Source organism: Chryseobacterium oryctis, assembly GCF_025971925.1.
Taxonomy (GTDB): domain Bacteria; phylum Bacteroidota; class Bacteroidia; order Flavobacteriales; family Weeksellaceae; genus Chryseobacterium; species Chryseobacterium oryctis.
Window position 1 is genome coordinate 233,606 of the sequence record NZ_JAPDHV010000005.1, and the last position, 22,289, is coordinate 255,894.

General features: G+C 32.2%; 13 protein-coding genes, 1 pseudogene and 1 riboswitch. Of the genes and pseudogenes, 3 read left to right on the forward strand and 11 right to left on the reverse strand.

The window, feature by feature from the left end; all coding sequences use genetic code 11:
* Positions 1-21: 21 nt before the first annotated feature.
* The 3 genes from OH806_RS12805 to OH806_RS12815 all read right to left on the reverse strand — a co-directional run bounded on the left by OH806_RS12805 (position 22) and on the right by OH806_RS12815 (position 4,997).
* Positions 22-441 carry a Fur family transcriptional regulator gene (locus tag OH806_RS12805; RefSeq protein WP_264744063.1) on the reverse strand — a complete coding sequence of 140 codons (420 nt, stop codon included), beginning with the start codon at positions 439-441 and terminating at the stop codon, positions 22-24.
* A gap of 134 nt (positions 442-575) precedes the next feature.
* Positions 576-2,069 carry a RagB/SusD family nutrient uptake outer membrane protein gene (locus OH806_RS12810; protein ID WP_264744064.1) on the reverse strand — a complete coding sequence of 498 codons (1,494 nt, stop codon included), beginning with the start codon at positions 2,067-2,069 and terminating at the stop codon, positions 576-578.
* A gap of 18 nt (positions 2,070-2,087) precedes the next feature.
* Positions 2,088-4,997, reverse strand: coding sequence for a SusC/RagA family TonB-linked outer membrane protein (locus tag OH806_RS12815; RefSeq protein WP_264744065.1), 2,910 nt, complete (start codon positions 4,995-4,997; stop codon positions 2,088-2,090).
* An 84-nt stretch (positions 4,998-5,081) separates the two neighbouring features.
* Positions 5,082-5,178, reverse strand: a riboswitch (SAM riboswitch).
* 582 nt (positions 5,179-5,760) lie between these two features.
* On the opposite strand from OH806_RS12815, the gene OH806_RS12820 reads away from it, so the two are divergent.
* Entirely contained in the window at positions 5,761-6,765 is a 1,005-nt protein-coding gene (locus OH806_RS12820) for a helix-turn-helix domain-containing protein (RefSeq protein WP_264744066.1), read from the forward strand.
* 30 nt (positions 6,766-6,795) lie between these two features.
* Positions 6,796-7,203 carry a type II 3-dehydroquinate dehydratase gene (aroQ, locus tag OH806_RS12825; protein ID WP_264744067.1) on the forward strand — a complete coding sequence of 136 codons (408 nt, stop codon included), beginning with the start codon at positions 6,796-6,798 and terminating at the stop codon, positions 7,201-7,203.
* An 84-nt stretch (positions 7,204-7,287) separates the two neighbouring features.
* Here aroQ and pckA read toward each other — a convergent pair whose 3' ends face one another.
* From pckA to OH806_RS12855, 6 genes are all read right to left on the reverse strand, one after another.
* A complete protein-coding gene (pckA, locus tag OH806_RS12830) occupies positions 7,288-8,889 on the reverse strand; it encodes a phosphoenolpyruvate carboxykinase (ATP) (protein ID WP_264744068.1) in 1,602 nt (533 codons plus the stop codon).
* Positions 8,890-9,016: 127 nt separating this feature from the next.
* A complete protein-coding gene (locus tag OH806_RS12835; protein WP_264744069.1) occupies positions 9,017-9,922 on the reverse strand; it encodes a GYDIA family GHMP kinase in 906 nt (301 codons plus the stop codon).
* Between the two features lie 11 nt (positions 9,923-9,933).
* Positions 9,934-10,809 carry an ACP S-malonyltransferase gene (gene fabD / locus OH806_RS12840; protein WP_264744070.1) on the reverse strand — a complete coding sequence of 292 codons (876 nt, stop codon included), beginning with the start codon at positions 10,807-10,809 and terminating at the stop codon, positions 9,934-9,936.
* Between the two features lie 37 nt (positions 10,810-10,846).
* On the reverse strand, positions 10,847-12,781 hold the full coding sequence (locus OH806_RS12845) for a LysM peptidoglycan-binding domain-containing protein (protein WP_264744071.1): 1,935 nt from the start codon (positions 12,779-12,781) through the stop codon (positions 10,847-10,849).
* A gap of 38 nt (positions 12,782-12,819) precedes the next feature.
* Positions 12,820-14,406, reverse strand: a complete 1,587-nt coding sequence (bshC, locus tag OH806_RS12850; protein WP_264744072.1) for a bacillithiol biosynthesis cysteine-adding enzyme BshC — start codon at positions 14,404-14,406, stop codon at positions 12,820-12,822.
* 13 nt (positions 14,407-14,419) lie between these two features.
* Positions 14,420-16,369: a putative porin gene (locus OH806_RS12855; protein ID WP_264744073.1), complete on the reverse strand. Its 1,950-nt coding sequence runs from the start codon at positions 16,367-16,369 to the stop codon at positions 14,420-14,422.
* A 138-nt stretch (positions 16,370-16,507) separates the two neighbouring features.
* On the opposite strand from OH806_RS12855, the pseudogene OH806_RS12860 reads away from it, so the two are divergent.
* A pseudogene (locus tag OH806_RS12860) lies at positions 16,508-17,548 on the forward strand (integrase core domain-containing protein); the annotation flags it as partial.
* A gap of 61 nt (positions 17,549-17,609) precedes the next feature.
* Here OH806_RS12860 and OH806_RS12865 read toward each other — a convergent pair.
* Both OH806_RS12865 and OH806_RS12870 read right to left on the reverse strand, forming a co-directional pair.
* Entirely contained in the window at positions 17,610-19,163 is a 1,554-nt protein-coding gene (locus OH806_RS12865; protein ID WP_264744074.1) for a RagB/SusD family nutrient uptake outer membrane protein, read from the reverse strand.
* Positions 19,164-19,173: 10 nt separating this feature from the next.
* Positions 19,174-22,071 (reverse strand): SusC/RagA family TonB-linked outer membrane protein, encoded by a 2,898-nt coding sequence (locus OH806_RS12870; protein ID WP_264744075.1) that lies wholly within the window; start codon positions 22,069-22,071, stop codon positions 19,174-19,176.
* Between the last annotated feature and the right edge of the window lie 218 nt (positions 22,072-22,289).

Genomic DNA, 22,289 nt, shown 5'->3' on the forward strand with positions numbered 1-22,289 from the left:
AAGTTTAAATGGAATGCAACACTATTGCATACTTTCCAGACAATTTTCGCAAATACCTTTGGCAAAAAGTCTTATTTCATCTATTCGGAAATTTGTCTGAATATTTTCTGGGAAAGAAATATCTTCTTTACAAGTTGTTTGTTTGCAAATTTTACAATAAAAATGAAGATGCCAATCTTTGTGAGTGGTTTCATCACAACCATCATGGCAAAGTTTATATTTTGTAGTTGTATTCTCCTGAATACTGTGAACGATTCCTTTTTCTTCAAAAGTTTTTAACGTTCTGTAAATTGTTGTTCTGTCTGCATTTTCAAAATGATTTTCGATTTCAGACAACGACAAAGCTGCTTCCTGAGAACTTAGAAAATCATACACCAAAATCCTCATGCTGGTAGGTTTTGTGTTTTTATTGATAAGTTTATTTTCTATTTCTGTTTTCATATTCTCAGATTCTAAGTAAAATATTTCTTACTCAAAGTTAGGTATTCTAATATATTTTATTGTTGACTTATCTTAATAAAAAAAGCCATTACAAAAATGCAATGACTCTCTTTCTATGGAATTTAAAAACTATATTACAAATTTGGGTTATTCTCAATCTCCTTTTGTGGAATGGAGAATAAATAATAGTTGGAATTAGGAGTGAAAGAAGACTGATCAGGAAAGGCAAAAATGGTATGACCTCTTCCGTTTACGCTTTTCACTGTTCCGTTAGGAGTTGTAATTTGCACCTGAATTGCTGTTCCATCAGGATTTGTAAATGGCTTTCTCTCTACCTTTCCCTGTGTTCTTATAATGTCGGACAAAGAAAAACCTTCTCCAAACAATTCTTTTCTTCTCTCAATTAAAACTTCTTTAATGACAGCATCCTGAGCTAAAGAACCTGCATAAACATTAGCATTTCTCGCAGATTTTAATTGATTTAGTACAGCAACAGCATTTGAAGTATTTCCTAATCTTGCTTCTGCTTCCGCTTCAATGAGATACATTTCGGCAGCTCTCATGTACACAATATCGGCAATTAAATTAGCTTTAAACTTAAACTTAGCATATCTCAAAAGCCCTTCTCTTCCTGGAAGTCCGTCCCATGAAAATAATGAGTAACGGATATCATTGGTATCAAACAAATCTTTAAAATATGGGTCTGCCATAAAGCTATAATAATAGCTACCCGATGAAGAAACATCTAAATAATGAAAAGCATAGCTTTCACTAGATTGTTCCTGAGTTTGTCCGTGCCCCCAAATCCACTCTCCGTTATTAATATCATTGAATCCTTCTTTATATTTTTCAGGAGCCATTAATGGATATCCTGCTCTGGCAACTTTTGCCGCTTCTGCCGCTTTGCTCCATTCTCCTGTATTTAGGTACGTTCTCGCCAGCAATCCGTTAACGACAGCTTTATCTATTTTATCTTTATTATTTCGGGTATAATTTTGAAGTAGCTGATTGGCATCTGTTAAGTCACTTTTAATTAAATTATAAATTTCTTCCAAACTTGCTCTTTTTTTCGGAAGAGAATTAGTGGTTGTAGGCTCTGTATAAATAGGTGCCGTTAAAGCTGTTTTATCTTTCAAATAACTAAACTGATAGAAACTCGCTAAATTCAGATAACAAAATGCTCGAAGTGTTTTTGCCTGACCTTTAACTTGATTTTTCTTTTCCTGACTTCCTTCCGCTCCATCAATTTTAGCAATAACATTATTCATATTATTAATTGTGAAATATAACAAACTCCAAATAAAAGAAGCTCGACTACTTGTATTATTACTCAAATCGGAAAATGTGTAGGCCGTAGCAAAACCATATTTATTGGTTAAAACCGCCACATCGCTTCCCATTGCATCACTTGCTCTCAATACTGTAGAATAACCTATGTTGGCATATGTGGTTCCGTCATCATTAAATTTAGCCCAAGTTCCGTTAATAACAGTTTCTGCATTATCTGCTGTTTTAAAAACCTCAGCTTCATTCGCCTGATTGGTTGGCGCTGTCTCTAAATCACGTTCACAACTTAACAATGAAAATGCAGAGATTATCGCAAAAGATATATATTTTAATTTTTTCATTTTTTAATTTTAAAAAGGTTAAAGAGTTGCCTGAAGGCCAAATGTTACTGTTCTCATTGCTGGATATCTGTAATATGTAGTTCCATCTAAAGTTTGCTCAGGATCCATTCCTTTGTGTTTGTAGAATGTTAACAGATTTTCTCCCTGAACATAAATTCTGAACTTTTTCAATCCTAATTTTGCAAAATAATCTGATGGAAGTGTATAACCTATACTCAAATTTTTCAATCTTGCATAAGTAGCAGAATATAAAAATCTTGAAGACGTTGATGTCCAGTTATTCGTAGTTGTGCTTAAAGCTGGTACATCTGTATTCGGATTTTCTGGTGTCCAACGATTAAGTATTTCCGCGCTCCAAGCTCTTCCTGCTAAATTCCCGTTTGACATGATGGTTGTATAATCATTATCAAGAACTTTGCCTCCTAATCTAAATGTCAATAAACCTGACAGGTCAAAATTCTTATAACGAATGCTTGTACTTACCCCTCCAATTAATTTAGGAAGTGATGAACCCTGAATTTCTCTTGTTGCTTTAGCGTATTCGGAAGTAGTTCCTTCTACCGTTTGTCCGTTAGTGTCAGTTGTAATGGTTTTCCAAAGTGGTTTCCCGTTACTAGGATCTACACCAACCCAAGTCGGAATATAAAAATCATATACAGAACCACCTACAGTCAAAAGTTTTGTTCCGCTAATAATAGATCCTTGCGGAAGTTTGGTAATTTTATTTTTTAAAGTACTCAAATTCACATCCACATTCCATTCAAAATTATCGTTTCTAACAGGAGTTGTAAATAATGAAAACTCAAAACCTGTATTTTGCAATGTTCCAACATTAGCCTGATATCCTGTAAACCCTAAAGAAGGAGCCAATGGCTTTTCAAAAAGCAAATCTTTACTTTGACGTTTAAAATATTCTATATTTCCTTTAATTCTGTTATTGAGAATTGCAAATTCTAATCCTACATTAAGGTTAAGATTGGTTTCCCACTTCAAATCTGGTGTTGGTAGTTTGCTTGCTACTGTTCCTGGTTCTCCTAAATTATTATAAAATCTGTATAAACTTTGATATGCATAATACGTTGAAAGTTTATCATTTCCTTGTCCTCCATAACTTGCACGAAGAGTTAACTGATTAAATGTATTTAGATTTTTAATAAAATCTTCATTTGATAATTTCCAAGAACCTCCTACTGACCAAAAAATTCCCCATCTGTTTTCTGGTGAAAATCTTGAAGACGCATCCGCTCTTACCGATCCTGAAACGAAATATTTATTCTGATAATCATACTCTACTTTTCCTAAGAAACTTAGCAATCCCAGCTTATCACTATATCCACTGAAACTCCCTAATAAAGCAGCTGCATTCGGTTCATAATAATAAGGAAGTGAAAACTGGCTTCTTGACCCAGAAATTGTCTGGTATTCATAATGATAAAATTCCTGCCCACCTAAAAGGTTGATATGATGTTGTCCAAATTTTTTATCATAGGTAAGAATATTACTTGTGGTATAAGAAAGCGTTCTTGAATTTGATTTATTTACAGAACCTCCTATCTCAGTACCCTGTCCTAATAACGGATTGGTATAGTAATGACCATTATAATTCACCAAATCAGCTGAGAAACTTGACTTAAACTTTAACTCAGGTAAGAATGTAAAATCCAAAAATCCTTTTCCCGAAAAATTGTCTTCTCTGTTTTCATTTTTGTCTAAAGGCAAAGTCGCTGCTAAATTATCATTTTGAAAAGCACTTGTTGGTCTGTACTTTCCGAAATCAAATATTTTCTCTCCATTTGCATCTAATCTGTACGTTCCATCTGGATTTCTTTCATAATATGGATAGAACGAAGGAATAGCTCTTGTTACGAAAATAATATTTCCGCTACTGGAATCTGAAGATTGTGGAGCTAATTGTATACTATTCGTATAGCTAAGATTTGCTCCTACATTCAGCCATCTTTTAACCTCCGAATTTAATTTTAATCTCGTACTGTATTTTCTGAACCCAGATTCTATGGCAATTCCTTTATCATCCAGATATCCTAGAGAAAAATAATAATTACTCTTTTCATTTCCTCCACTAAAATCTAAGTCAACCTGATTTCTAGAAGCAACACGCTGAAGGACATCTGCCCAATTATCATTCCATAAAGCCTTGGCTCCTGGTAATAATTTACCATCAGTTCCTACAGGTTTTGCATAATTTGCTCCATAAGGATTAATTCCCAGAGCATTCACAAGACCATCTGTTGCCATTTGCGCAGCCTGTTGCGGAGCAATTTTATTAGCAACATATCCGTTTCTTAAAGCCTCCCAATACAGCTCAAAATATTGATCTGTATCCACCTGAGCATAATCTTTTACCGCTCTTGAAGAAAATCCCTGACTAACATTAAAGTTTATTCTTGATTCTCCTTTTTTACCTGATTTAGTAGTAATAATTATGACTCCGTTCGCACCTCTTGAACCATACAAGGCACTTGCTGAGGCATCTTTCAAGACACTTATAGATTCAATATCGTTTGGACTGATTGTGTTGATATTACCATCAAACGGAATTCCATCTACTACATATAAAGGATCACTTGAAGCACTCACCGAACCAATACCACGAATACGAACCGAAGCTACAGAACCAGGTTGCCCCGATGAACTTACCGCCTGAAGCCCGGGAACCTGACCTTCTAAAGCTTTTGTAATGTTTGTAACCGGCCTATTATTAATTTTTTCATTGGAAATTGTTGAAACAGAGCCTGTATAACTTGTTTTCTTTGCTTTTCCATACGCTACAACCACAACTTCATCAATATCTTTTTCGCGAAGTGTATCTTTTTTTACTTCCTGACCATTTACTGTAATAATCCCCAAGAAAAAAACAGCTACCGTTGGAACCAGAATTTTAGAATTAAAAATATTTTTGTTAACCATAATCAATTTCATTTTACATTAATTAAAATTTTACCCTTTGCAGAAAAGACAGCAAAGGGTATTCATAAGTATGATTAACCTAATTGCTTATCTTTCCTTGTTAAGGCTGAATGTAACACCTTGCATTTGCAGGTTGTCAAGATTTCATTGGGTCAGTTCCCTCCATCTTTCTTTATAAGCCGATCGAAATATGGTTGCAAAGCTAAAAACAAATAGTCTATAAAACAAGTAGACTATTTGTTTTTTTATTACTCTTTTAATCTTCTTTTAAATACTCTAATACAAAATACTGAAATACAAACAATTACAAATAACATGAAATAGTAAAATATGACATATATCATGAAATGACACAAAAAAAGAAGAGCCATTAATAAAATAGCTCTTAAAAAAATCAATATAATCTTTGAATAGAGAGGAATATTTCTCATGTATCATCAGATGTTGAAGAGGTATTTTATTACCACTCTTAGCACAGACACTTCAAATAATATATAAAATCTATTATTGTAAACAAATCTTAACTTCATTTATACTAAAAATATCAAATCTATTTATATTTTTTTCAATAATTTTACAGCACAAAAATTAATATTAAACACTAAAAAAACAATTTATCATTAAAAATAAAACATAATTTGTTTAATTTCCTATGAGAAAATTAACATGAAAAATAAACATGAAAATGATTAAAAAAAAACTAATAATCAAAATAATTAATAAATCATTTTTGAATTTCATTCTAACTTCTATGAAATAGCTTATGGATGAAAAACATGAACTAATAGAAAAAATAAAATTTGAACTAATAGATAGATATGTAGTTCTTATGAGTATTATCTTAGGAATTTTTACTCTTATCTTTACATTCTATATTCATGATGAAGCAATAGTTTGGTATTTAGTTGTGGGATTACTTTTTTTAGACTACACCTATATCCTTATACGAAAAAGGGGTTCTGTTAATAATCTTGTTCATTTGTATTTAATAGTTGCCCCATTATACAATCTATATATCTTATTGGTTTTTTGGGAATATTCTGTGGCAAGTATTTGTTGGCTATTACCTATTACTTTAGGTGCCTATGTCTTTTTCACAAAAAAAGAAGTGATTGCATATACCCTTTATTCTTTATTTATAGTTTTAATTGGGTATATATTAGCAAATAATCTAAACTTTGATTTTCCAAAGCGTACACAAAAGGAAGTAGTCTTAACAGATGCTATTCTAATTATTTCAAATATTTTAGTAGTAACATTACTAATTTATTACAAAGATAAAATCCGGAAACAGGAAATATTATTACAGTCAAAAAAAGAAAATATTTTATATACGGAAGAAAGGAAAGAAAAGATAACGATAACTGATATTTCCTCAGAAGAGAATGAAGCCGAAAATGAAAACATGGAAAGACTTTTTTCCAGAATTGAAGAAACAATGAAAGAAAAAATGCTTTTCAAGGACGCTAAATTCAACCTTTCAGCACTGAGTGTTGAATTAGAAGTAAACAGCGCCTACATTTCAAAAGCCATCCGTTACAAAGGCTTTCCAAATTTCAACAATTATCTTAATATTTATAGGATTAATCATGTAAAAGAACTATTTACTGAAGTAGATTTTCAGAAAACAACATTAATGTACATTTATACGGAAGCCGGATTTTCAAACCAATCAACGTTTAATAGAGTTTTCAAGCAGATTGAAGGAAAGACACCATCAAATTATTTTCATAAAAACATGGAAAACAACAAAAAGGCTACTGTTTAAAAAATATTATCTTTGAATAAATTATTTTTAATGAAAATCCTTATCGTCAACGGCCCGAATCTTAACTTATTAGGAACCAGAGAGCCGGAAATTTACGGAACAGTTTCTATGGAAGATTATTTGGAAAATCTAAAATCTGAATTTACTTCTTATGAATTAAAATACTTTCAGTCGAATATTGAAGGAGAACTAATTAATCGTATTCAGGAAGATGATTTTGATGCTTTAATCATTAATCCGGGAGCTTTTACTCATTATTCTTATGCCATTGCAGATTGCTTAAAAAACATTCAAAAACCAAAGGTAGAAGTCCACATAAGTAATATATACAAAAGAGAAGAATTCCGACAAAAATCTGTAACAGCAGCAAATACAGATGCTGTTTTGTCTGGTTTCGGAATGAATGGCTACAGATTGGCTATTGTAAGCTTACAATAAATTCAACATCCATAAATAACTTGAAAATAAATAAAGCCTCATCAAATTGATGAGGCTTTTAGATTTATAAAATTTGTTTATTTATTATAATTGAGGACCAGAAGCAACTAATTTTTTGCCTTCTTCTGTATCACAGTACTGCTCAAAGTTTTTAATATATTTCGCAGCAAGGTCTTTTGCTTTTTCTTCCCACTCAGCTACATTATTATAAGTATCTCTTGGATCTAGAATACCTTCAGAAACATTTGCCAATGCTGTAGGAACTTCTAAATTCATAATCGGAATTATTGTTTTAGGAGCATTTTCAATGGAACCATCGATAATTGCATCAATAATTGCTCTTGTATCTTTCAAAGAAATTCTTTTTCCTGTACCATTCCAGCCAGTATTTACAAGATAAGCTTTAGCTCCATGTTCTTTCATTTTCCCGATTAATGTTTTAGAATACATTGTTGGGTGCAAAGTCAAGAACGCTTCACCAAATGCAGGTGAGAAAGATGGTTCAGGAGAAGTAATTCCCCTTTCAGTTCCAGCTAACTTCGATGTATAACCGCAAAGGAAGTGATATTGAGCTTGTTCTTCATTCAAAACAGAAACCGGAGGCAATACTCCAAATGCATCAGCAGAAAGATAAACAATCTTTTTAGCGTGTCCTGCTTTAGAAGGTAAAACTATTTTGTTAATATGGTAAATAGGGTAAGAAACTCTTGTATTTTCAGTGATTGATCCATCAGTATAATCTGCAACACCATTATTAATCACAACATTTTCAAGAAGTGCATCTCTTTTAATGGCTCTGAAAATATCTGGTTCTTTTTCCTCAGAAAGGTCAATTACTTTAGCATAGCATCCTCCTTCATAGTTGAATACTCCATTGTTGTCCCAACCATGCTCATCATCGCCAATCAGGTATCTTTTTGGATCTGCAGATAAAGTTGTTTTTCCTGTTCCTGAAAGACCAAAAAACAAAGCAACATCGCCTTCTTCTCCTACGTTTGCAGAACAGTGCATTGAAGCCATACCTTTTAATGGAAGATAATAGTTCATGATAGAGAACATTCCCTTTTTCATTTCTCCACCGTACCAAGTTCCACCAATAATTTGCACTTTTTCAGTAAGGTTGAACATTACAAAGTTTTCAGAATTCAAACCTTGAGATTCCCAATTAGGATTCGTTGTTTTAGATCCGTTCATTACGATGAAATCCGGCTCACCGAAGTTTTCTAATTCATAATGAGAAGGACGAATAAACATATTCGTAACGAAATGTGCCTGCCAAGCCACCTCTACAATAAATCTTACTTTCAATCTTGTGTCAGCATTTGTTCCACAAAAAGAATCTACAACATAGATTTTTTTCGCTTCAGAAAGCTGGTTTAGCACTAAATCTTTACATGAATTAAAAATTTCAGGTGTTGTAGGTAAATTTACTTTACCATCCCAAAAAATTGTATCCCTTGTAACATCATCCTGAACAATATATCTGTCTTTAGGAGAACGACCTGTGAAAATTCCCGTTTTTACTGATACGGCGCCTGATTCCGTAAGTTCAGCTTTTTCAAAACCTTCATTTTCAGAAGAAATTTCTGCCTGATACAACTCTTCGTAAGAAGGATTATATACAACTTCAAAATTTCCTTTAATCCCTAATTTTTCTAAATCCTGGATGATTTTAGTGTGTTTCATTTTACTTATATTTTCTATTTCTTTTTTTAGCTCCAACAAAATTAATATTAATTAATTGTTAAAGGAGGTTAAATATAATGATATAAGTCAGAAATACAAATAAAAAAATAAGCCAATAAAAATCTGATTAACAAGCAATTATATCAGAGTACTCAAAAATAGTATTAAAACCTTTTCCCCAAAAATAGTCTTTAAAGCCCCCAAATTTTGCACTCATAACGAAATCTCCACCCCATGCGCCTAAACTTTTAACGAAAACAGGGCAATCATTGAAATATTTACTTTTAACTGTTGGAATCTCAATAAAATTTGATATTTTATGCTCATGAGTCAACATTAACTGTGAAAAAACATCCAATTCATTACAACTTAAAACATTTTTTGTAATATCTGAAAATTCATCAACAAGTTTTTGAGATTTTACTTTTGATTTGTATAAGTTTATACCTTCGCGACTATCCTGTTTCTGATTTAGGTGAATAAAAATAAGCTCATTTTTAAAAGAAGGATTGAAATTTGCCTTTTCATATTTTATTTCAGGTTTGCTCTGGAAAAGTACAGCAGATTTTTCTTTAGCAACCGCAATATCATATCCGCTCCCTCCTAAACTTATAGAATTCAAATAAAAAGGGTCGATTTCAGCCCATTCAGCAAGATTATTCATCAAAGTAGAACTACTCCCCAAACCGTAATCTGCAGGAAACTGAAGGTTGGTTTTTAAATGATAGGTAAAATTATTTTTGAATTTAATTGTAGAAAGTGCCTGAACATTTTTCAATGTTTTTAAAATAAACTCAGCACTTGCAGGAATATTAGTTTCTAAAATCTGCCACTGTTTATAATCAATGACACACTTTAGCCATAATTTATTTTGATGATAAGCTTCCCAAAAAATCAAGGATTTCTCATCGTTTTTTTCTTCAAAAAAAAACTCTTGTCCGAGCTTGGTAGGTACCGCTAAGACAAGAGCTCCGTCCATAGCAAAATATTCTGAAGTAAGCATAAGCTTTCCCGGTGAAAATATCTCGCCCATATTGTTATTAATTAAATTGCTGATGCAACATCAACGGAAGAATCAATTTTCTTGATTAATCCTTGAAGTGTTTTACCAGGACCAACTTCCACGAAGTTATTTGCCCCGTCTTTAATCATATTTTGAACAGATTGAGTCCATTTTACAGGACCTGTTAATTGTGCAATAAGATTTTGTTTGATTTCTTCAGGATTTGTAATCGCTGTAGTTGTAATATTCTGATAAACTGGTATTGTTGCTTTTCTGAATTTTGTTGATTCAATAGCTTTTGCCAATCTCTCTTGTGCAGGTTGCATCAATGGAGAATGGAATGCTCCGTTTACAGGTAATAATAATGCTCTTTTTGCTCCTGCTTCCTTCAGTTTTGCACAAGCCTCTTCAACTGCAGCTGTTTCACCTGAAATTACCAATTGCCCGGGACAGTTATAATTCGCAGGAACTACAATCCCGTTGATTTGAGCACAAATTTCTTCGACTTTAGCATCTTCAAGACCTAAAATTGCAGCCATAGAACTAGGATTTGCATTACATGCCTCCTGCATTGCTTTTGCTCTTTCAGACACTAACTTTAGTCCATCATCAAAAGATAGAACTCCATTAGCAACCAAAGCCGAAAACTCTCCTAAAGAATGTCCTGCAACCATTTCGGCTCCAAGACCATTTACTGCTTTAAGCGCAGCTACTGAATGTATAAAAATTGAAGGTTGAGTAACTTCAGTTTTTTTAAGATCCTCGTCCGTACCATTAAACATAATAGAAAGGATATCAAATCCCAAAATTTCATTGGCAGATTCCATCAAGTCCTTAATATCTTTTCTAGAATCATACAATTCTTTTCCCATTCCTACGAACTGAGAACCCTGCCCAGGAAATACAAGTGCTTTCATTTACTATTTTAAAATATTTTGCAAATATAATTATAATTTAAGGAACCAATCTAATAACACGGTAACCGGTATTTACATAAGCTCCATTTGCTTTAGATTTTACAAACTCAAATTTTGTAGCCAATTGAGTCTGAACTTTATTCATTTGTTTAAAAATTTCTCCTTTTTTATTTTCTCTGGTCAACATATCGTTTACCACATCAAAACCAATGATAGCATATTTAGGAGGAGTTTTACAGTACTTACCTTTATAAGCTGCTAAAATTTCTTTTTCAAAACTTCCGTCTGTATTGATTTTTCTATCCATCAAGTACACCAAATTAGCCTGACTCAAATCATCTACTTTTTTCTCAAAAACCGGAGAATAGTACATACTGAAAGCTTTCATACCCTGAACTTCTTTAGATAAAGAAATTACTTTATTTGCATAAGCTTCACCAACATTATCATTACTATTTGCCAAGATTGTGATAACCGGTGCAGACTGCCCTGTCATCATATTTTGGTCTAACTGAATTTCTGAAGGTGAGTTAACAATATTTATAGTTGGATTTTTAAGAGCTTTCTCCAAACCTGATTTAATGTAATTTGCATTTTCTTTTTTACTATCTGCAACTACATAAATTTTCTGGTCAGAATAAGCAGCTTTTACTTCATCAACAATTTTATCAGCATATGTTTGATCATTAGTTTCAATAATAATCAAATTACTATAGTTGTATAATTCCGGAGAGTTGGCAAACGGCGCAACAATCGGGATTTTCTGATCTTTCGTAAAGTTTAAAACATCAACCACATTTGATTTAAAAAATGGTCCAATAATTAAATCTGTATTATTAGGATTCAATTGAGTTAATGAATTCTTAAACGTTGCTTCATTTCCTGAATCTACTATTTTCACTTCAAGTTTCTGTCCATTTCTGGCATTTCTTTCAATGGCAAGTTTAGCACCTGTTAAGAAATCCATCGCCATAGTTCTGTATTGAGCTTCGTTTGTACTATACCCAAAAGGCAACATAAGAACAACACTCAAAGCATCACCACTTTTCTTCACATATGCAGGATCTAGTTTTTTAATTTTTAAAACCATTCCTGTTTTTAAACCATGTGATAAATCAGGATTTAAAGCAATTAATTCATCAATGGTAATTCCATACTTATTAACAATAGAAAAAACCGTATCTCCAGCCTGAACTGTATAAGTTACAAACTCATCTGTTGCATTTGTAGTAGTACTCGAAGTTCTATCATTTCCTGAATCTACTTTTTCTTTTGAACTTGAAGATGACTCAGAAGCAGTATTTGAATTTGATTTTTTTATTTTGATAATTTCTCCCGGCTTCAACCCTTTCTCCTCCAATCCTGGATTCATAGCAAAAAGCTCTTGTTGAGAAATATTAAATTGCTTTGAAATTCTGTAATAATTATCTTTCGCCTGAATAACATACGTTTCTCCATCTGCAATAGGAGAAGGAGCCTCAACTTTTGTCTGTTCAACAGGTTTTGGAGCAGTAACAGCTACAGAAGCCTGTTCGCCACCGTATTTTTTTATTTTGTCAAGAGGTAAGGTAATCTCATCCCCAATTTTCATGTGAGAATCAAGCTCAGGATTTAACTTTCTCAAATCAGTCTCAGAAATACGATACTGTTTTGTAATACCATAAATGGTTTGTTTTGGCTGTAAAACAATTTTCCCCAATTGAGAAGTTGAAGTTGTTTTTGGCTTTTCAGCAACTGTATTTGTTTTAGGTACTGATGTTATAGATTTTTCACCTTTCACAGATAAAACATCACCAATTGCCAATTTTCCGTCTTTAAATTTCGGGTTGAGTTTTAGCAATTCATCCACAGTCATACCATATCTTTTTGCGATATTGTAAGGGTTATCCCCTTTTACAACGGTGTGTGATTTTTGTGCTGACACACCCAAAAACATACATAAACTGGATAGAATAAAAAACCTCTTTATCATAGTCGATAATTATATTTTACAAAAATACTTCTTTAAAATTAAATGGCAACAATTATTAATTTTGATTCTTGAACCACCATTTCTTCCCAACAATTTTCAAGCCACGAATACCCATCGTCTGCAAAGAAAACACTAAAATTAAAAACTCTTTCCTGCCAAATTTTTGAAGGATGTATATCTAAAAATAAATTTTCCAGTCTTTCCAGCATTTCACTTTGCTTTATTTTTTCTGCATGAAGTAGACGTTTTTTCATTCTTTTAAAAGATTTCAACTGCCTTACTTCTTCAGCTTTCACCATATTTCCGAAAGATTTTTCTGTGGTTTCGGCAATGGATTTTAATTCAGAGAAATTGTTTTTTAACAATTCTTTTTTCTCTTCTAACAACTTCAAAATGGGACTATCTTCTAATACTTTTTTATTGGTGATTGAAGCAAAATTTTGAAAGAAATCTTCAACTTTTAAATTCAGTTTTTCAATTTTACCCAACGTTTTTCCCTTGATAAACAACATTGAATTCCTTGGAATCAAAATCGGGAAAGGAATATTTATTTTAGAGAAGTAATCTTTCAATTCGAGCCAATACATGATTTCGGCGTTTCCTCCGATATAAGCCAAATTTGGCAATACGGTTTCCTGATAAACAGGTCTCATTAAAGCATTCGGACTGAATCTTTCAGGGTAATTTTCCAATTCATTTAAAATTTCTTCCTGAGAAAACTGAATATTCTTGTCTACAATAATGTATTTCTGTCCGTCAAAATCAATTCTGTCTCTTGTTTCCAACAAATAGAATAAATTAATCTCACGAGGATTTACCTGTACTTTTCCATACTTTTTAGTAAGGAAATCGACTTTTTCTTTTGATTCTTTATATAGACTTAAATTAATTAATTCGTCTTTAAAAGTAGCCTTAATTTGATTTTTCAGTTCTTTAGAATCTCCGTCAAGAATTAACAATCCAAATTCGGAAAACAAACGATTAACTAATATTTTAATAGCCTCGGTAAGAGTATTTCCAACCTTATAGGCTTCTTTGAGCATTAAAATCAGTTCTGTTCCAAAAACAGAATCCTTGAACTCCTTTTCAAACTCAGAGATGAAAAACGTATCATTAATTTGAATTCTTCCTACCGCTCCTCCCGACTTTTCATTAATCTCGTAGTAGTTGTTTTCAGTTTTAAAATGATTGATTTCAGCAAAATCATGATCTTCTGAAGCCATCCAATACACTGGAACAAAATCAAACTCGGGAAAATTTTCTTTTAAATATGCACAAGTCTTTATTGTTTGTAAAATCTTATACACAAAAAACACAGGACCGGAAAACAAATTCAACTGATGCCCGGTTGTGATGGTGAATGCATTTTGCTTTTTTAATCTTTCTATATTCTCTTTTTGCTTTACCGAAAGATTAAGATTCAAAAGTTGGTTTTGAAATACATTAAACAAAACTTCTCTTTGTTCCGAAGTAAATGAATTCTGCTTTAAATGTATTTGTTTTTTTAAATTATCTAAAGAAAATGTTTTCTCTTCAAATCCCTCAATATTTTGGTTCAAGAAATCTTTTACCAACTGAGGTATGTTTTCTATATCATTAAACGATATCTTATTTATAGTTTTCAACTTGACTAATCTTTTAGTTGAACATATACCATACAATTCCAATGTTTAATCTAAAATCATAAACAGGATAATGTGGAAAAGCATAAGCCTTATTATGAGAAAGAACAGTTCCTACTTGTTGCCCCTCAATAAAGAAGAACATCTTTTTAACTTTCATATTAAAATATACATCAACAATAGGTTGCCCTCCAATTGAAAATGAATTTGCATTTGGTAAAATACATTCATTAATAATCGGGAAGTACTCTCTAGAAGCAAATTTTGAGAAATAATACACTTTAACTCCTGTCTGAATTTCCGCAGCGTTCTTAAACCATTTTCCCTGATAGAAAATGTTTGCTCTTCCTATAAAACCAGGCATAGGATATAATTCTTTATTCGTCAAAGTGTTTTGAAACTGCACCCGTGTATTCAAATGGAAATTTCCGTAGCTGAATGTCGCGTCACCTCCGATTTGAGAAATATTAAGTGAACTACCACTTTGTTGAGGCTTTGCATCACCATCAAAATAAGTATAATTATCAATTCTGAAATAATTAGCAAATAATTGTGTCTGGAACCATTTCAGATTAATATTACCTCCTATTTCAGTAATTGACTGGTTTTTTGCATCCTGTAAATAATAATTGTATTTGTTATAAACGGAAGTATTCAAAAGATAATTGAAACTAGGATAAACGCTTTGGAAGTTCACTTTTGCATTTACAAAATAATCTTTGATAGGTTCAAATTTTAGATTATTTGTAGTTTTTAAATAATTTCCAAACTGGCTCCCTTTAGAAAATTCCACAAATGAGTTTAACTGAACTTTATCAAAAAGTTTTACTTGTAAATTCCCAACCGCTCCAATTCTGTTTTCTTTAAATTCTGTTGGATAAGTAAAGTCATCAATCGTAATTCCGTTTTCTACTCCAAACTTAAGCATTTGATATCTAACTCCTGCATCAAGTTTGAATTTTTCATTATCAAAAACCAAACTTACTGTATTACTCAAATTATCTGAAAACTTTTTAGTTCCCAGAAAATAGCTATTTACTAACTCATTTGGGTCATTATACCAATATGATTCTACTCCATTTTGGTGGTAGAAATATTTATTTCCTTGATGAAAAATTGTATGCCTTATTCTGAATGGAAATTTTTCTGAATTGAAAGGCGTAAACTGATGGCTTAAATAATATCTTCTATAGGAAAATTGAGAACTAGAACCAGACAAATTTACCTGCATATTTTGTCTATTACTTGAGTTACTGTCACCAGATTGGAAAAGTTCGTCTTCAGCAATACCCCCATTCTCCTGATTGTTTACGTTTTGATGTAAATAATGTGCAAATACCTCATAATTCCCACTTTTAGTAATATAATGACCAGAGAATAATGTATTATTATTTGCAGCCAATGAATTTCTGTAAAGTCCCTGAGAACGAAGTCCCATATATTCAATCGCGAAGTTAAATCTCTTACCTATATTCTGAGTATAAGTTGACTTCAAGGCCGCCCCATTTCTCATCGTATTATGATAAATAAAAGTAGCTGTTGGTGTTTTTACATCATAATAATGAATATCATTAATTCCTAAAATACCATAAGATTTATTTGTTGGAAGTAATGATAAATTTTGTTCAGTATTCACCTCATAAGATAAAGGATTGAAGCCTGAACCTACATTAGCGAATTGAACCCTCCCAAAATTATCTTTGTTATTGTATTGCGTAAAAATAAAAGTTTTATCGAAAGTCATCACAGTATCAAACACCTTTTTCTCGGAAAATTGTATTTGATATTGATAATCATTAATCGTTGGCTTAAAAATCTTTAAGGAATCTTTCTTTCCTGAATCTATGACCAGAGTATCTTTTTTTTCTGCAAGTTTTTTATCTAACCTATTTGAATCCGTTTTATTAACCACCTGTGCATTAGCCAAAAAACCTAAGAAAGTTATAACGAAAAGTATATTCCTCATTTTTCAATTTTGTAAAGCAAAAATAAGAAATAAAAGGAAATAAAAAACCCCGCTTTTGAAGCGGTTTTTTTATATAATGTCTCGTCCTGAAAAAGGTTGACTGAAAAACCACAAAACCGGTCATCCTTATGAAATCAAAAAAAAAACTCTTCTCTTGTACAAAATTACAGTGAAGCATTCAAACGACAAGTAGTGTCTGAATTTGAGCGGGGATTATATACCAAATCCCAATTACAAATCCGATACAATATTCGGGGGCATTCATGTATTCCCAGATGGTTAATAAAATATGGTAACTTTACTTATGAAAAGCAATTAAGTAAAGGCAGACCCATGAAAGATCCACAGAAACAAAAGATTAAGGAGCTTCAAGCCGCATTAGCTAAAAAGGAAGAAGATGTTAAGGTGTTTAAGAAATTTATAGAAATCGCTGAACGTGAGCTTAATATTGAGATTGTAAAAAAGTCTGGTTCCAATCAATCCAAGAAATAAGGGCAGTTACCATACTTTCACTGGAAAATATCTGTCGATTGTTTGGATATAGCAAACAAGCTTATTACAAAAGGAAAAACCAACCCTCTTTCTGTAATCATGATAAGAGAGTTATAGAATTAGTGTTATCAATTCGTAAAAAGATGCCTAAAATAGGAACTCGAAAACTGTATGTGTTACTTAAAAATGATTTTGTTAAAGAGAAACTTCATATAGGGAGAGATTGTTTATTTAAGCTTTTAAGATCAAATTATCTTTTAATTCCCAGAAGGCATAGTTACTTTAAAACAACAAATTCCAGACACTGGATGAAAAAATACCGCAATATTATCCAAGAAAAAGAGTTGAAATATTCAGAAACAGTTTGGGTTGCAGATATTACCTATCTGAAGACTAAAGAAAAGTGATATTCTTATCAGTATGACTGAAAATTTGGATCCTTATGAAAATGCTGTAGCGGAGAGAGTAAATGGCATTCTGAAATATGAATTTGGATTGATTGATATTTTTGAAAACTTTAAAAATCTCTCACAACAACTTGAGCAATCAATTTACTGCTATAATAATTTAAGACCAGATTATTCCCTGAACTACAACATCCCAAATCAAGTACATATGAAAAATAATGTAAAATTAAAAACCTACAAAAAACAAAATCAGAATAGGAAAATTCCTACTCTGATTTAAGTATATTTGAATTAGTAAACTAGTCAACCTTTTTCAGGACTAGTCATAACTATATTAAATATTAATTATACCCTGGATTTTGCTGAGCACTTGGATTCGCTGCAATTTCAGACAACGGAATAGGTAAAGTATACTTATAACTATCGTTTGTCAGGTTAGAAACAGCCACATTATCATCTGTCGGATTTCTATCCATAGTAACCCCCGCTCTTGTTGCGAGTCTTTTTAAGTCGATATATCTATGCCCTTCTAAAGCCAATTCAACTCTACGTTCCTTCAATATATCAGCAAGTGCTGCTTGTTGTGTAGCATAAGTAGGAGTTGTTGCTGTTCCTTTATAGTTTCTAGCAGCTCTAACTGCTTGTACATAATTTTGAGCTTGAATAAAGTCATTTTCCTCAACAGCACACTCAGCCAAAATAAAATACATTTCTGAAATTCTGAAAAGCTTAACGTCGTTTCTTGTTGTTGAACCTGTTTTACCTGGATACTTATCAACAATTAAAACATCAGTTTGAGTAGGAGAGCTACTTGTCAAATAATTAGCATCAACTGTTGAGCTTGGATCTAAGTATGCATAACGTCTAATATCTCCATCCGTATTATAGAAAATATTAAACAAATTACGACCCCAATACCACATAGGCACACCTGATGCTTGAGAAGCATTTGTATTCCAATATGTTCCAATTGAAGCTCCATTTCCTGAAGCCAGTCTATTTAAAGCAAAAATCACTTCTCCCCTATCAGTATCTGCCCATATTTTTCTATAAGGGTTAAACGGTGTATTTGAATAAAACTTAGTTCTCCATGCTGCTGTATTAATTCCATCACCATCTGGATCAATTGGCGTTGCTTGTGTTAAAGCTAAACCAGAATTAATTACAGCTTGTGCATATTGTTTTGCTAAGGAATAGTTACCTCTATATAAATTAAACCTAGCAGCAACTGCATTAACGAATCTTTGATCAACATGATATCGATCCGTCGAATTTGTTAAAATAGTTCTAGCATAATCTAAATCAGCGTTAATAAGAGCATATATTTCTTTATTAGCAACTCTTGGAAGTTTAATATCTGTTGTTGCAGGTACATTATCAACTAACATAACACCTAAAGCATTTTCATCTTTCATATTTGTAGAAAAATAAGTTTCAAGCTCTAAATATGCATATGCTCTTAAAGCTCTAGCTTGTGCGATGGTATTATTATATTTTATGGTTTCAGCAGCCGAAGTAGGTGTAATATTTTTAGCTCCTTCCAATAACCTATTTACTCTATTAATAACATTATAATTATAAAGCCATATTCTAGATGTATAAGTATCATTAGTATTCAAGAAAAATCTGTGTAACTGAAATTCTTGTCCTCCACTACCTTTGCCTGGCTTTACTTCATCTGTTAAAACTGCAGTTAAGTACATTCCATAGCTTGGTTCAAACCTAGCATAAACTCCATTAAGATATGTTGCTAAGTTATCTACATTGGTAAAAAGCACCTCATCAGTAACTTCGCCGGGCTGAATAATTTCCAAAGAGTCTTGACAACTGTTTAGTAAAAAAGGAGCAGATGACACTGATAAACAAAAGAGTGCAGTATATATTATTTTTTTCATTTTTTTTATATTATAGTTCAACATTAACACCTACTGAAACAGTTCTTGGATTTGGATAAATTCCTAAAGAATAATCTTTAATTGGTTCCGGATCATACCCTTTCCAATCTGTCCAAGTGTAAATATTTTCAGCTTGTAAGAATATTTTCAATGATTTAATTGGTAAATTTCTAAGCAGATCTTTTGAGAAATTATAACCTACAGATACATTTTTCAATTTAATAAAGTCTGTTTTTCTTAGGAATCTATCAGAAGAGCCTTCAACTCCAGCATTATAAGCATCTATAGCAGGAATATCACTATTTGAGTTAGATGGAGTCCATGCGTTTAATAGTTCTTTTGAAACATTTAATCCGTTTGCTGCATAATATGGATCCATTATCCAACTTTCTAAGTTATCATAAGACCAGCCTCCTGCTTGATATGATAAAAATACAGTAGCATAAAACCCTTTATATTCTGCATCAAGTCCAAAACCACCATGCCATTTAGCATAATAGGATTTACCTGTCAAAACTCTATCATCTGCAGTTGGAGCCTCTGTTATATTTCCATTTTTATCAAGAAATTGTTGCTCTCCTGTTTCATGATTTACACCAACATAACGATATAAATTCCATTGTCCTGCAGGACCTCCAATAGCATGAACCCAATCTCCTGAAAGATCTTCATTTTCCATTGAAAGAATCTTATTCTTATTGTAGGCTGTGTTAGCGAAAACTGAGAGTTTAAGATCTTTGTTTCTTAAAATATTAAATCTTAAAGCAGCCTCTACCCCTTTGTTTTCTAATTCGCCATTATTACCTGAGATATAGAAAGTAGGAGTTAAAGTACTTGTTGTTGTTGTAATAGCTCCTACAGCTCCAGAAACATTTACATCATTAAATAATCTGGTAGTCAATTTTCTATAAACATCAATACTACCCTCTATAAAGCTATTATAATTAAAATCTAAACCAATATTAGCTTGAGATTGCTTTTCCCATTTTAATTTAGTATTTGCAATTTTAGTATAATAACCTGGCAAACTCTGATAAGCAGGATTACTATTTGTATAAGATCCAACTAAATCTTTGAAATCATTAGCTTTTAAGAATATCGAATTACTATTATTTGCTGGAATTCCCAAATTTTGATTTCCTTGAGTTCCATATGAAGCTCTTAATTTTAACATTTTAAATTTAGATCCATCCATAAAACCCTCTTTATCGATGTTCCATCTTCCAGCAACAGACCAAAATGTCTCCCACCTATTCTCTTTGGCAAATCTATAAGAACCATCTCTTCTAATAGTAGCCCCAACACCATATCTACTTTTATAATCATAATCAAATGTCCCAAAATAAGCCATTGTACCTGCATTTATTTTCGATGCAGAAACACTCGGATTATAAAGTGTTGGTGTACTACTACTGAATGGAATATATCCAGTTCCAGCTCCAAATGACCAGTTAAGAGGATCCAAACCATTCTGAGTAAAAGCCTTTGACATATAATGAGCTTTAAAATAATCTAGATAAGCAGAAATAGTAATTGAGTGATCTCCAAACTGCTGGTCAAAAGTTACATTAGTTACATTATTAAATGTAAAATCTTTAATATTTGACTGAGTTTCTACTCCCCCGTATGCATTAAGTGGTCTAGATACAGCATTTGACAAATATCCAAATGGTGAACGAGCAAAAGTCCTGTCATATTCCTTATATTCAATCCCTAATCTATTACCTACTGACAAATAATCGGTAAGTTTATAACTTGCTTTCACATTAGCATTTATTGTAGTTTCAGCATATCTATTTCTTACCCCTCCAATCATATTATCATATAAAACCCATGGTCTAACACCTGTAGATGCACCACCTATGTCATTATACATAGCTGTACCATTACTATATGGATATGGCTCCAAACTTGGATCTGAAAGCAATGTGCCAAATAAAACATTTTGGATACTATTTGCCGCAATACCACTATTCTCCTCCTCATCAAACTGATTTCTCTTTGAATAACCTAAGCCGACCAAGGCAGAATAGTTGAATCTTCCATCTTTTGATTTTCCTACAATATTATTCCTGAATGTAAATCTTTGAAAATCAGTATTATTAAAAATCCCTTCATTATTCAAATATCCTAAAGATGAGTAAACTGAAATATTTTCACCTCCAAAACGTAATCCTAAATTATGTTGTTGAGACATCCCCACCCTAAAGAATATTTTACTCCAGTCAGTATCCGTTGCATAATTATCGATCTCTTCTTGCGACAAAGTAGCTCCGTATCCAGCTCCATAATTATTTTGAATCTGAAGAAACTCCTTCGCATTCGCCATATTATATTTTGTCCCAGGATATGTTGAAAAAGAAGTCAACATATCATAAGATAGCCTTAACCCGGAATTAAACCTCCCCGTTTTGGTAGTAATCACAACAACACCATTTGCTCCTCTGTTACCATAAATTGAGGTAGCCTGAGCATCCCTTAAGATACTTAGAGTTTCAATATCATTAGGATTCAAATTTCTAAATTGAGTTGCAGAAGTTGTCAATCCATCAATCACATACAAAGGATCTGTAGAAGCATTAAGAGAAGATATACCTCTAATCATAATATCAATCTTACCCGAACCAGGAGAACCTGAACTTGAATTAACTGCAATACCTGGAGCGGCTCCTTGTAATGAATTTAAGAAAGTAGTATTAGGACGATTTTCTAACGTTTCAGCAGAAATAGTCGTGGCTGCTTCCGTTGATTTAGCTTTAGTTGCCGTCTTACTATAACCAAGTACTACGACTTCCTCAATTTTCGTCTCCCTTGAGGTTGTGTCTTTCATTTTTTTCTGTGCCATGACAGTCTGCCCTCCAATAAAGAACATTACACCAGCACTTAAAACTCGCAATTTAACATTCATATTAACAAATTTTAATATATTTTAAACGCAAATATGTTAATAAATATTAACATTAACAAATTTTTTTTTCATTATTCTTCACGAAACATTAAAATATAGCAATATAGTTCAAAAAAAGAGTATTAAAAATATTTTAAAAAAGGAATTTACAAGAAAAAAAAACAAAAAACACACATTTTAACTAAAAATCCACATTCAGCAATATATTATTTATAATG